Source organism: Campylobacter majalis (assembly GCF_905120465.1).
Classification (GTDB): Bacteria; Campylobacterota; Campylobacteria; order Campylobacterales; family Campylobacteraceae; genus Campylobacter_A; species Campylobacter_A majalis.
In genome coordinates this window covers 63,035-75,406 of sequence record NZ_CAJHOF010000004.1, presented here as the reverse complement: position 1 = coordinate 75,406, position 12,372 = coordinate 63,035, and the positions used below count along the sequence as shown (strand labels likewise).

Sequence of the window (12,372 nt, the reverse complement as noted above, 5' to 3'; positions counted from 1 at the left end):
TTTAACTTTTAAGATTGTTATAATACAACTAAAACTTTTAATTGTAATTTAAACTATACATTATTTTTGTAAATTTATTTTAATATTTAATATTTACACATGATAATAAAGTAACATGAAAATTTCATATCACTATATTTACATTACCACTTAACTCCAGCTTCTAGCCAAAACTGACGACCTGGTTCGTATTTGATAATTGGCGATGTCCCACTTGTTGCACTTGCTTCATTGATTTTATTTAACACGTTATTTATGTCTAAGTTTATAAAACCACTTATGTCTTTTGCAAGTTTTTGCTCATATGCTATACGCATATCCCACGTTGTTGTTGCTTTTAGTTTAGTTTTGTAGTATGTCGGATAAACGTTACCATCGGCGTCTTTGTATTTATCGCTATTTTTTGCTGTTCTTAATGCTTCTTTGCTTGATTTATAATGCACAAAATTTGAAAGCGTTAAATTTAGCTGCGGCACATGAGATACAAGTGTTGCCGATGCTGTCCACGGTGTGTAAAAATTAGCCACTGGCAAAGAGCTACGCCTCATTAAATTGCCATCATAATACACTATTGCATCCTCAAAATCATCTGTATTAACACTTGTGTATGTTGAATTATTTGTTTTGCTTTTTTGTTTGCTATATCCAAGCTCTATATTGTGGCTCGTGTTAAGAAATTTTATTGGCTCAATATTTGAAATACTTAAACTAAAAATTTTATTATCACTCCAGCCATCATTTGTATATAGCCTACATTGACTAGTACCAGGTGCGTATCCATCGCCACAGTCTATACCGAGCGTACTTGCATAAACTTGAACAATCTGTTTCCTACCTTTTCTTTCTATATATTTTGTATTTACGCTAATTGGTCCGATATGTTGTTTTAATCCAAAACTCGTTTCGTCATCATAAGGGATGTCAAGTTGTGAAAATTTTGTCAAATTTTTATTACCTGCATAATAAGTCCAGTTTTGATTGTATGTAGTGTAAGGATTTAATCTATAAGTGTGTCTTAGGCTCTCTTTGCCATCGTTTAATTTATATGCAAACAAATTTCTACCATAATATCTATTTTTGCCAAAATTTAATACAGTATTACCGCTATCAAAAACATCATAACTAGCACTAAAACGTGGTGAAACTGTTTTTTATCCATATAGTCATCGCCATCAAACCTAACACCTGTTCTTAATGTAAGATTTTTATATTTCATACTATCTTCCAAGTAAAAACTGTAAGATTTTTGAGACGCTTGAATTTTGCCCTTGTTAAAAATATATAATTGTCTCATGTATTGCGACCACCCAGCATTTGCGACAGGGAAGATTAGTCCACTATCATCGCAAAATATATCTCCGTTGGCACAAGTGACACTATTCTTGCGATAAGAAGTACCTTGGGTAAAAGGGGAGATGATTTCATATGAAGCGTGTTGATTTGAAAACTCAAGCCCCATTCTAACATCATGCTTAATACTAAATGTATTAAAACTATCAAAATCTACGTCAAAATTATATCTAAAAGTCTTTTGTATCTGTTTTATATCACCATATCCGCCTTCGACATTTGATCCATTTTTACGCCAATTTTTTGCATTTGAATAGCTCCAAGTACGTCTGTATTCATGTTTTGCATCACGAGAGCTTTGTAGTTTTGAATAGCTAAATTTTTGGAAAATTTTAGCAAAATCTGCTTCATATTCCATATTTAACCCTAATGTTAAACCGCCTGATTTTACTTCTTGCATTGAATTTAAAGCACCATTATAGTGAATTTTAGCAGTTGCTGGTGCGTAAATTAAACTTGGTGTAAGAGTTAGTCTATCTGTTGCATACCATACCCCTTTTAAGAAGTAGTTTTGATTGCGTCGTCGTTGATTTACCTTTTCGTTTGCATAGTTGCCGTTACCATTAAAACTGAATGCATTTAGCGGTATTTTACTTTTGTTATCTGTATAACCAAACATCAAGCCAAAATCATCCGTCAAAAACCCTTCTAAATTTAAACGTGTTGTCCATTTCTCAAATTTTGGTTGCATTTTTTCAGAGCTTGAGTTTTCAAAGTCTTCTAGCTCATCTTCGCTTATTTTGTATTTTACCCAGCTATCATTTGTGTGTGAGATAGAAAATTTACCATGAAAGCCTTCGCGTAGATTTCTGGTTTTTGCATCTATTACACCACCTGTAAAACCACCATATTTTGCCGATATATCGCTATCATATACATCAAGCTTTCTATAAAATCACTATCTATATTTACGCCCTGTGATGCTGTTGTTGATACTTCAAGTGCACTATTTGCATTATATCTTGTATCCGCATTATTTCCAGAATTTGGATTTAGATCATTATTTATATTTATGCCATCTATTTGAAAATTATTTTGATAAGATTTAGAACCATTTATGCTTATGTCGGCAGGATCGATTTCGCCCATAGTTGTTGATTGTCGATTGGAACTTGAAAATTTAACCGCTGGATTTGATTTTAAAAGGCTTGTTATATCGCCATTTCCACTTGGAGTAGCTTCAATGAGTTCTCTTGTTACGGTTCGTGTGCCACCAAAACTATCAACCTTAGTTAAAACACCAGTTTTTGTATTATTTCGCACTTTGGTTGCATTTGCATCTATGCTCACATCTGATATCTCATATACTTCATCATCATTTAACTCATGTTTGGCATATAAGCTAGTAGATAAAGTAATACATAAGGCTACTGAAATATGGCATTTGTATTTAAATTTTCGCGAATAACGTCTTGCTCCTCCCCATACGGCGTTGTTTAACATATATTTCCTTTTGAGTTATTTTATTTAATGTTTGTTTGTAAAAGTGTAATACAAATTTTAACCTAATGGTATTGTATTAAGCTTAAAAAATAATAAATTTATTGATAATAGATATCTTTATAGACTTATTAAAAACACGATGAAATCAGTATAAAATTAATATTTAAAATTTTTTATATTAACTATTTGTATGTTTTTATTGTCTAGAATTTTATTATTTTAACCACTTATTTATTAAAATTTACAATTTTTACTAAATTTATGAAATGTTTATTTTATTTTAGATACTATTTTGCCATTTTTTATCCAAGGAGAAAGAGTTGTTTTCATCATTTTTCAAAAGCAAAAAATGGGCTGCTTGGGCATACATAGGTATGTTTTTTTTATTTGTATCGCTATATGCTCAAACAGATATAAACGTTCGTTTTAACGAATGGTATAAGAGTTTTTACGATATGATGCAAAATGTTAAAGAATACAAAATAGACGATTTTTGGGCTAGTATTATGGCATATTGTTGGCTTGCGTTTCCATACATATTTATAGTTACTATCACAAACTATTTTACACGCGTTTGGGCATTTAAATGGCGCGAGGCGATGACTTTTGATTATGTGGAGTTTTGGCGAAATACAAAACAAGAGATTGAGGGTAGCTCACAGCGTATCCAAGAAGATATTTATAGATTTGCTAAGATAGTTGAAAGTTTGGGGCTTCAGGTAGTAAGGGCGATCATGAAACTCATAGCCTTTATTCCTATTTTATGGGGATTAAGTGATAAGGTTGAAATTTCATTTTTAAAAGATGTTCCTGGCTCACTTGTGTGGGTTGCACTTGTTGTTAGTGTTGGCGGACTTATTATATCGTGGTTTGTTGGCATAATGCTACCTGGACTTGAGTATAACATTCAAAAGGTAGAAGCGGCTTTTAGAAAAGAGCTTGTTTATGGCGAAGATGATAAGATAAACTACGCCAAACAAGAGACGTTAGTTGAGCTTTTTACTGGTTTAAAATTTAACTATCATAGGCTTTTTTTACATTATGGATATTTTGATTTATGGCTAATCTTCTTTTCTCAATTAATGATTATAGTACCGCTTATTATAATGGGTCCTGGTTTATTTACTGGCCTTATTACTCTTGGCATTATGATGCAGGTTAATAATGCTTTTTCTCAAGTTCGCAACTCTTTTTCTGTATTTTTAAACAATTGGACAACCATAACAGAACTTCGTTCAATACACAAGCGTCTTAAAGAATTTGAACAAAATATTAATTATAGACATAAAATTTAATCTATATTTTCAAGCATGCAATTTAATACATGCTTGAAATTTAAAATTTTATTTTAAGTTTTTAGCTTATAAAGCTTAAAATTGCATTAAATTTATATAATATGTAAAAATGTCATATTATTGTGTAAAAATTATGTAAAAATTTTACACAATTTTTTGGCTTTATATAAAATCATTTAAGCTGGCCTAATAATAAAATTTAAAATTAGTAAAATTTTTGCCCTAAAATATTAATATTATTGCAATAACAAAAAAATATTTTATAATTATGTTACTTTTAGTGACATAATATTTATAATAACAATATGCACCATAAATTAATTTTTAAATTAATTTTGTCTTTGTTTGACGTAAAATTTATTACATTTTTAATTTTATATTGTATTTTATAATAAATATATGTTATTTTTATTACTAATATTATAATTACATTAAAAAAATTTAATAATAAATTATTTAATGTTTTCTTTTAAGCAATAAGTATGTAGCATTTCATAAATAGTAACTTTTATCCCAAAGGAGTTAGAATGTCTCATATAAACTTATCTGCGATACATCAAAGACTAGATGAGCTATCAAAGCTTAAAAAATTAAAAGATGACGATAGCATAAAACAAGCCTTGCAAAAACGCGGATTTAGTAGGCGTGACTTTATGAAATGGGCTGGTGCAATGACTGCGTTTATGGCTTTACCAGCTTCGATGACGCCGGTAGTTGCACGTGCTGCTGAGCTTAGCGATAGGTTGCCGGTTATTTGGCTACATTTGGCTGAATGCACAGGCTGTAGCGAGAGTTTGCTTCGCACAGATACTCCGACTATTGATAGCTTAATATTTGATTATATTAGCTTAGAATACCACGAGACACTTATGGCGGCTGCTGGCTGGCAAGCTGAGCACAATCTTGAACACGCCATTGAAAAATACAAAGGTCAATATATATTGTTAGTAGAAGGCGGAGTGCCTACTGGCGATACAGAAGGCTATTTAACAATAGGGCCGCATGGCACAACAGGCAAACAAAGTGCAGTAAAAGCGAGTGAAAATGCAGCTGCAATATTTGCTATAGGCACCTGTTCTAGCTATGGTGGCATACAAGCTGCTAAGCCAAATCCATCAAATTCTGTTGGTTTATCAAAAGTGACAGATAAAAAAGTCATAAATGTCCCTGGTTGTCCGCCAAGTGAAAAAAATATCGTCGGCAACTTACTTCATTACATATTATTTGGCACACTTCCTGCACTTGATGTGTTTGGAAGACCAAAGTGGGCATATGGCTTACGCATACATGATTTATGTGAGCGTCGAGGTAGATTTGACGCTGGTGAGTTTGTGCAAAGCTTTGGTGATGAGGGTGCCAGACTTGGATATTGTTTATATAAAGTTGGCTGCAAGGGACCATATACATTTAACAACTGCTCACGAGAGAGATTTAACTCACATACATCTTGGCCAGTTCAAGCAGGGCATGGCTGCATAGGTTGTTCTGAGCCCGATTTTTGGGATACAATGGGGCCATTTGAGGAGCCAGTTGGTGATAGACTTTATGATACAGTGCTAGGACTTGGTGCTGATAACATAAGCGACAAGATAGGAATAGGCGTCTTGGCTTTAGCTGGTATAGGCATGGCAGCACATGCATTAATCGGTGTGGCTGTGAGTAAAAAAGATGAGGAGGCGTAATCATGAGTGATAAAAGAGTAGTAATTGATCCAATAACAAGGATAGAAGGACACCTTCGTATAGAGGTTGTAGTAGATGAAAACAACGTAGTAAAAGAGGCTTATTCTGGCTCTACACTATGGCGTGGCTTAGAGCAAATCGTAAAAAATCGCGATCCGCGTGACGCTGGATTTTTTATGCAAAGAATTTGCGGTGTATGCACATTTTCACACTATAAAGCAGGTATAGTAGCAGTTGAAAATGCACTTGGCATAACCCCGCCACTAAACGCACAGCTTACTAGAACACTCATGAATTCTGCCCTATTCTTACACGATCACATCGTGCATTTTTATCATTTGCATGGTGTTGATTGGGTTGATGTAGTTTCTGCTTTGAGTGCAGATCCTAAAAAAGCTAGTGAAGAGGCATTTAAGTGGTGTGATACTCCGTATGCCTGTGGTGCAGATAAATTAAAAGAGGTTCAAGATAGAGTTAGAGAATTTGCTGCTAAAGGCAATCTTGGACCATTTGCAAATGCTTACTGGGGACATAGCACATATAAACTAACTCCAGAGCAAAATTTAATAGCTCTATCACACTATCTAGAGTGTTTGAGAATTCAGCGTATAGCTGCACAGATGATGGCGATATTTGGTTCTAAAAACCCACACCCACAGACATTAACCGTTGGCGGTGTAACTTGCATAATGGATTTAGAAACACCTTCAAGACTCGGCGAGTATCTTACAAAGCTTAAGGAAGTGCAAGACTTTGTAAATCGTGCTTACTATCCTGATTTGGTTATGGCAGGACGCGCTTATGCAAACGAGCCAAGCGTATTAAATGATATTGGCGTATCAAACCTATATACATTTAAAGAATTTCAACTTAGTGCAAATGAGTGGCTGTTTGATAGCGGCATAATATTTAATGGAAATTTAGACAAAGTCCATGATGTAAATCCAGACAAAATAACAGAAGAAGCAACTCATTCATGGTATCAAAATGACAAACCACTTCATCCATATGATGGTGAGACAGAGCCAAACTATACAGGGTTAGTTAAAGGCAAAAGCATAAATGACAAAGGTGAATTAGAAGACAGTAAGCTATTTGACATAAAAGGCAAATATACTTGGATAAAGGCTCCTAGATATGGCTCTGATCCACTTCAGGTAGGACCACTGGCAAACATCGTGGTAAATTATGCCAAAGGCAACAAATATGTTGTGCCAGTAGTTGATAAATTTCTAGCCGATACGGGACTACCACTAAGTGCTGTTTTTTCAACACTTGGCAGAACAGCCACACGCATGATCGAAGCAAAAATCGTTGCAGATAATACAATCATAGCCTTTAATAATCTAATTGAAAATTTAAAAACAGATAAAGAAACAGTCGCTAAGTATCGCATAAACAAAAACAAAGAGTATAAAGGCTATTACATGGGGCATGTCCCACGAGGTGCTTTAAGTCACTGGTGCAGGATTAAAGATGGCGTTATTAGCAACTGGCAAGCTGTTGTGCCATCTACATGGAATGCTTCACCAAAAGATGCAAATGGCAACATGGGTGCATATGAATCATGCTTGATTGGATTAAAAATAGCTGATATTACTCAGCCATTAGAAATTGTGCGTAAAATTCACTCATATGACCCTTGTATAGCGTGTGCAGTGCATGTAATGGATATGAGCGGCAATAAACTTAGCGAGTATAAAATAAACGTATAAGGAGCGTAAAATGGCACATGACAACAAACGTTTTAGCGTTTATGAATTTTCAGTTGGGCTTAGACTTACGCACTGGATTAGAGCTGTAGCGATTGCGTTTTTAATCTATAGTGGTTATTATATAGGTTTTGTTTTTATATCGCCTGAGATTACAGATGAGCCAGTTTTATTTATGAATGCTAAATGGAGAATGGCACATCAAATAGCTGGTTTTGTGCTAATAGCATGTTTGATATTTAAAACATATCTATTTTTCTTTGATAAGCATAGCAAAAAAGAGTGGATGAGTGTGCTTGATTTTTTAAATCCATTCGTATGGATAAAACAGATAAAATACTACATCTACATGGGTGAACATCCGCATTTAAAAGGCGTTTATAACCCATTGCAATTTGCTTCGTATTTGCTTTTTTATCTGGTTTTGGCATTTATTTGTCTAACTGGACTTATACTATACGTGCATGTTTATCACGAGGGACTTGGTGGATTGCTTTATGAGCCGATGAGATATTTTGAAGAGCTGCTTGGCGGACTTGCAAATGTTAGAAATTTACATAAAGTAAGCATGTGGATAATCATTGTATTTGTGGTAATCCACATCTATATGGCTGTATTTAATGCAGTTCGTGGTAAAAACGGAGCAATGGATGCAGTTGTGAGCGGATATAAATTTGTCGAGGACGAGCATCACGCATGAGAGTTTTAGTGCTTGGCATTGGAAACGTTATGTTTGGTGATGAAGGGGTGGGAGTGCATATAGTAAATGCACTCTCTCGCTCTTATGCTTTTACTTGCGATAAACATAGCATTGAGTTTGTTGATGGTGGGACATTAGCTATCGCTCTTACGCCTATAATTTCTAGTTTTGATTATTTGATAGTTGTTGATTGTATTAGTGCTGATGATTCTGATGTTGGCGATGTTTATTTTTTTGATATTGATAACATGCCAAAAAAGATAAGATGGGACGGCTCAGCTCACGAGGTAGAGATGCTTCAAACGCTTGAGTTAATGGCACTTTGTGGTGATAGACCAAATGGAAAAATTTTAGGTATTATTCCAAGTAGAGTTGAGCCAACTACTTTTGAGCTTTCAAAAGAGGTGCAAAAAGGGGCATTAATAGCCGAAAAAACTATACTTTCGCATTTAAGTGAGTTGGGCTTTGTTTGTGAAAAAATAGGAAATTTTAGCGTTTTAGATATGGCTAATGAGTATGCAAGTAAGGGTTTAAAATGATTTTGGCATATGAGTTTAGATTTGTTAGTATTAGTGGTGATTTTTTAAAAATTTTATATAAAGTATGTGAAAATGTCAAACATGGTGTTAAAGTTGCAGACAACACACTAACGCTTTATGTAGATGAAAATGAAGAAATTTTAGCTAGTTTTTCAGATACTTTAAGTGCAAGTTTGCCACACTCCATCTATCTAAAGGGCACAAATGTATATGTTGCAAATGATATGCCACAAAATCAAGAGATAAAATTTCAAATCACAAATGAAAATCATATAACTCCAAGTATGATTAACGCCTATAAAAATGGTAAAATTTTAGCAAACGAGTTTGGAAAAATAAGCGATTTAAAATATCAAAATAATATAGTAAATGATAAAAATTTTACTACAATTTTATCAAGTATGCTAGATGATTTTTACAAAAACAACTTTGTAGATTTTGGCGATTTTAAAGTGTCTAAATTTAGTCAAGATGTTACTTTTGACTATATAGTCCCAACAAATTTAAAAGCATTACCAAAGGTTTTTATAGCTGATGAAAATGCCCAAATAGCACTAGTAAGCTATGAAAAGCCGATACTTAATCTAAAAACAACCGCCCTATTTCGCACACAAAATCAAAATGCACAAAAATTTTATAAGGTTCGCGCTGCGTGGGATTTGTTAATCTATGCTTTTTGTGATGAGCTTTATAAAAATGATATAAATTTTATAAGCATTAGTGGGAAAAAATGCAATGAATTAATTAAATTAGGTACAAATTATCTTGTTGGTGCTGTTAAGATTTTATCACAAAAACATCTTTTGCTTGAGTTTGATAAGCAGACAAATAAGATTGAGTTTGTTGATAAGGTAAATAGTGTTGAGTTGCTATTTTTGCCAAAATTTTCAAGTCTAAATGAAATATATACTCAGATATTAAAGTTAGAAAATGGTGAAATATTCTTAAAAAATTATAGTCAAAATTCTAACTTAATTGATGCTGAAATTTCATCTTTGCCTAGTTTTTATACGCTTCTTGGTGTAACTGGTATCGTGCTTGGACTTGATAATAATTTGCATAAAGCATTTGAAAAACTACTAACAAATGCGGCTGATTATAGCGTAAAAAAGGGCGTTAGCATAGAGTGCGTAATAGATGAAAACGTCTTTAACGTAGTTAAGTTTATAAAATCTGTTATGAGTTTTAGCTTGGCTGGTGCTGGTGTGCATAATATCAGCTTTGGCTGTGTGCAAAGCTTGGCATATTTTTTTGCTCAATACGTTTATGAAAAATCAAATGATTTGAAATTTAGCGATGTTGTGTTGGCTGGAGAATTGTTTAAATACGAAGCATTTGCTTCGCAATTTTATATGCATTTAAAGCCTAATCACGATGTTTGCTTTAGGGATTTTAACATAATTTAATATTATTTAAGTAAAATCTAGGCTTTAAATTATCGGAGTTAAATTTGCAAGCAGACAAGAGCCTATTTTTTACATCAACTATTCTTATGATTGTGGGCGTGGTTTTTTCTTTATCGCTTTCTGTGTTTGCTGTTTTATTGTTTAATTATACTGAATACCACTTTTTTATCCGTCAGTTTGGTGTTGTATTTGTTGGAATTTTTGTAATGTGGGCTATATCGTTGTTAAATCCAGATAAAGCGCTTTTTTGGATAGGTTTTGGACTATTTTTCTCGTGCTTTATAGCTATGAGTGTGATGTATGTTTTGCCAGCTTCAATGGTTACAGAAGCAGGTGGTGCTAGACGTTGGATTAGGCTTCCTGGTTTTTCACTTGCCCCTGTTGAGTTTTTTAAAATTGGATTTGTCTATTTTTTAGCATGGAGTTTTAGTCGCAAGATAGATGATAGTAAAAAAACAATCTTGGCTGAAGTTAAAATACTATTTCCATATTTTATTGTTTTTATTATCATTGTATATCTTATTGCAGTACTTCAAAATGACTTAGGTCAAGTTGTTGTGCTTGGTGCTACGCTTATATGTATGGCATATTTTGCTGGAGCCAGTTTAAGAATTTTTTCTATAATTCTCACTATCGCAATTGGTGTTTTTACTGTCATTATAGTCACATCAGATCATCGTATAGCTCGTTTAAAATCATGGTGGGGTAGTGTGCAAGATTTTATGATGACATTTATGCCTGAAGCTATGGCACAAGCACTTCGTGTAGATAATGCACCAGAGCCTTATCAAGTAATGCATTCATTAAATGCAATAAGACATGGTGAATTTTGGGGTGAAGGACTTGGTGCTGGTATTATAAAGCTTGGTTTTTTAAGCGAAGTCCATACGGATTTTGTTTTGGCTGGTATTGCCGAAGAAGCTGGATTTGCCGGTATATTTTGTGTAGTTATGCTATTTTCATGGCTAATTTACCGCATTTTTTTAATCTCTTCACGAAGCGAAAACAAGGTTTTTCATCTTTTTAGTCTTGGCATTGGTATGCTCATATCGCTTTCATTTATAATAAATAGCTACGGCATTAGCTCAATTATCCCTATTAAAGGCATTGCCGTGCCATTTTTAAGCTATGGAGGCTCACAGATACTAGCTTCATGTATAGCTATTGGGATGATACTAATGATAAGCAAAAGGGCAAATATATGATAGCTATTACAGGTGGTGGCACTGGTGGGCATTTGGCTATTGCAAAAAGCTTTAATGCAAGACTTGTTAATAAGGGGCATAAAAGCGTGTTTATTGGCTCAACTAGCGGTCAAGACATATTGTGGTTTAAAAACGATGAAAATTTTACTCACAAATACTTTTTACAAAGCAAAGGCGTTGTAAATAGGCGTGGAATAGATAAAATTTTATCTGTTTTAAATATCATAAAATTAGCTTTAAAATGTGCTATAATCTTAAAAAAACATAAAGTAAAAGCCGTAATTAGCGTAGGTGGATACTCAGCAGCTCCCGCTAGTATCGCAGCAATTATTACAAAAACACCACTTTTTATACACGAGCAAAATGCAGTTATGGGCAAGTTAAATTCCTTACTTAAACCATTTGCAAAGGGCTTTTATAGCTCATATATCAAGCCATTTTATCCATACCCAGTAAGAGATGAGTTTTTTGATGCTGCAAGGATTCGCCATGAGTTAAAAACTGTGCTTTTTATGGGTGGCTCTCAGGGCGCAACAGCTATAAATAATCTAGCCGTAAATTTAAGCTCAAAGCTAAAAGAGCATGGCATTAAAATCACACATCAATGCGGCAAGGGTGCATATGATGATTTGTGTGCTAGATACGAGGCTATTGGCGTTAAAGTTGGCACAGATGTGGATTTATTTGAGTTTAGCAGCGATATGCCAAAACTTTTAAGCAAGGCTGATGTAGCCATCACTCGTGCTGGTGCCAGTTCGTTATGGGAAAGCGTGGCAAATGCACTTGTGTGTATATTCATCCCCTACCCTCACGCCGCTTCAAACCATCAGTATCATAATGCTAAATTTTTAAGCGATCAAGGTTTAGCAAAAATTATTATGCAAGACGATATAAACGAGAATGAGATGCTTGAAATTTTAAATACTTTAGATATTAAAGAAATTTCAACTCGTTTGGCTAAAATTTTAACCAAAGATAAATCAAACGAAGTCATTGATGATATTATAAATTTAATGTAAATCTTAAGCATAAAATACTAC

Annotated in this window: 11 protein-coding genes; 8 read left to right on the top strand and 3 right to left on the bottom strand. The window is 33.8% G+C overall.

Annotation, left to right across the window (positions count from 1 at the left end; all coding sequences use genetic code 11):
* Positions 1 to 143: 143 nt before the first annotated feature.
* From LQU93_RS02965 to LQU93_RS02955, 3 genes are all read right to left on the bottom strand, one after another.
* Positions 144 to 1,055 carry a hypothetical protein gene (locus LQU93_RS02965; protein ID WP_229932406.1) on the bottom strand — a complete coding sequence of 304 codons (912 nt, stop codon included), beginning with the start codon at positions 1,053 to 1,055 and terminating at the stop codon, positions 144 to 146.
* A gap of 32 nt (positions 1,056 to 1,087) precedes the next feature.
* Complete coding sequence (locus LQU93_RS02960; RefSeq protein WP_229932405.1) at positions 1,088 to 2,041, bottom strand: TonB-dependent receptor; 954 nt, start codon at positions 2,039 to 2,041, stop codon at positions 1,088 to 1,090.
* A 134-nt stretch (positions 2,042 to 2,175) separates the two neighbouring features.
* Complete coding sequence (locus LQU93_RS02955) at positions 2,176 to 2,793, bottom strand: Plug domain-containing protein (RefSeq protein WP_229932404.1); 618 nt, start codon at positions 2,791 to 2,793, stop codon at positions 2,176 to 2,178.
* Positions 2,794 to 3,113: 320 nt separating this feature from the next.
* Here LQU93_RS02955 and LQU93_RS02950 point away from each other — a divergent pair, with 320 nt between their 5' ends.
* The 8 genes from LQU93_RS02950 to LQU93_RS02915 all read left to right on the top strand — a co-directional run bounded on the left by LQU93_RS02950 (position 3,114) and on the right by LQU93_RS02915 (position 12,351).
* Positions 3,114 to 4,088: a putative transporter gene (locus tag LQU93_RS02950; protein WP_229932403.1), complete on the top strand. Its 975-nt coding sequence runs from the start codon at positions 3,114 to 3,116 to the stop codon at positions 4,086 to 4,088.
* A 527-nt stretch (positions 4,089 to 4,615) separates the two neighbouring features.
* The gene (locus LQU93_RS02945) at positions 4,616 to 5,770 is read left to right on the top strand and encodes a hydrogenase small subunit (RefSeq protein ID WP_229932402.1); all 1,155 of its coding nucleotides are present in this window, start codon (positions 4,616 to 4,618) and stop codon (positions 5,768 to 5,770) included.
* 2 nt (positions 5,771 to 5,772) lie between these two features.
* On the top strand, positions 5,773 to 7,485 hold the full coding sequence (locus LQU93_RS02940) for a nickel-dependent hydrogenase large subunit (RefSeq protein WP_229932401.1): 1,713 nt from the start codon (positions 5,773 to 5,775) through the stop codon (positions 7,483 to 7,485).
* Positions 7,486 to 7,495: 10 nt separating this feature from the next.
* The gene (gene cybH / locus LQU93_RS02935) at positions 7,496 to 8,182 is read left to right on the top strand and encodes a Ni/Fe-hydrogenase, b-type cytochrome subunit (RefSeq protein WP_229932400.1); all 687 of its coding nucleotides are present in this window, start codon (positions 7,496 to 7,498) and stop codon (positions 8,180 to 8,182) included.
* On the top strand, positions 8,179 to 8,721 hold the full coding sequence (locus tag LQU93_RS02930) for a HyaD/HybD family hydrogenase maturation endopeptidase (protein ID WP_229932399.1): 543 nt from the start codon (positions 8,179 to 8,181) through the stop codon (positions 8,719 to 8,721). Before cybH ends, LQU93_RS02930 begins: the two co-directional genes overlap by 4 nt.
* The gene (locus LQU93_RS02925) at positions 8,718 to 10,127 is read left to right on the top strand and encodes a hypothetical protein (RefSeq protein WP_229932398.1); all 1,410 of its coding nucleotides are present in this window, start codon (positions 8,718 to 8,720) and stop codon (positions 10,125 to 10,127) included. The genes LQU93_RS02930 and LQU93_RS02925 overlap by 4 nt, the downstream gene beginning before the upstream one ends.
* A gap of 44 nt (positions 10,128 to 10,171) precedes the next feature.
* Positions 10,172 to 11,332 carry an FtsW/RodA/SpoVE family cell cycle protein gene (locus LQU93_RS02920; RefSeq protein WP_229932397.1) on the top strand — a complete coding sequence of 387 codons (1,161 nt, stop codon included), beginning with the start codon at positions 10,172 to 10,174 and terminating at the stop codon, positions 11,330 to 11,332.
* Entirely contained in the window at positions 11,329 to 12,351 is a 1,023-nt protein-coding gene (locus LQU93_RS02915; protein WP_229932396.1) for a UDP-N-acetylglucosamine--N-acetylmuramyl-(pentapeptide) pyrophosphoryl-undecaprenol N-acetylglucosamine transferase, read from the top strand. Before LQU93_RS02920 ends, LQU93_RS02915 begins: the two co-directional genes overlap by 4 nt.
* Positions 12,352 to 12,372: the final 21 nt, after the last annotated feature.

Coding starts and splice junctions, on each gene's coding strand:
- LQU93_RS02960 (WP_229932405.1), bottom strand. CDS start 2,041: ATGCAACCAAAATTTGAGAAATGGACAACACGTTTAAATTTAGAAGGG.
- LQU93_RS02955 (WP_229932404.1), bottom strand. CDS start 2,793: ATGTTAAACAACGCCGTATGGGGAGGAGCAAGACGTTATTCGCGAAAA.
- LQU93_RS02945 (WP_229932402.1), top strand. CDS start 4,616: ATGTCTCATATAAACTTATCTGCGATACATCAAAGACTAGATGAGCTA.
- LQU93_RS02940 (WP_229932401.1), top strand. CDS start 5,773: ATGAGTGATAAAAGAGTAGTAATTGATCCAATAACAAGGATAGAAGGA.
- cybH (WP_229932400.1), top strand. CDS start 7,496: ATGGCACATGACAACAAACGTTTTAGCGTTTATGAATTTTCAGTTGGG.
- LQU93_RS02930 (WP_229932399.1), top strand. CDS start 8,179: ATGAGAGTTTTAGTGCTTGGCATTGGAAACGTTATGTTTGGTGATGAA.
- LQU93_RS02925 (WP_229932398.1), top strand. CDS start 8,718: ATGATTTTGGCATATGAGTTTAGATTTGTTAGTATTAGTGGTGATTTT.
- LQU93_RS02915 (WP_229932396.1), top strand. CDS start 11,329: ATGATAGCTATTACAGGTGGTGGCACTGGTGGGCATTTGGCTATTGCA.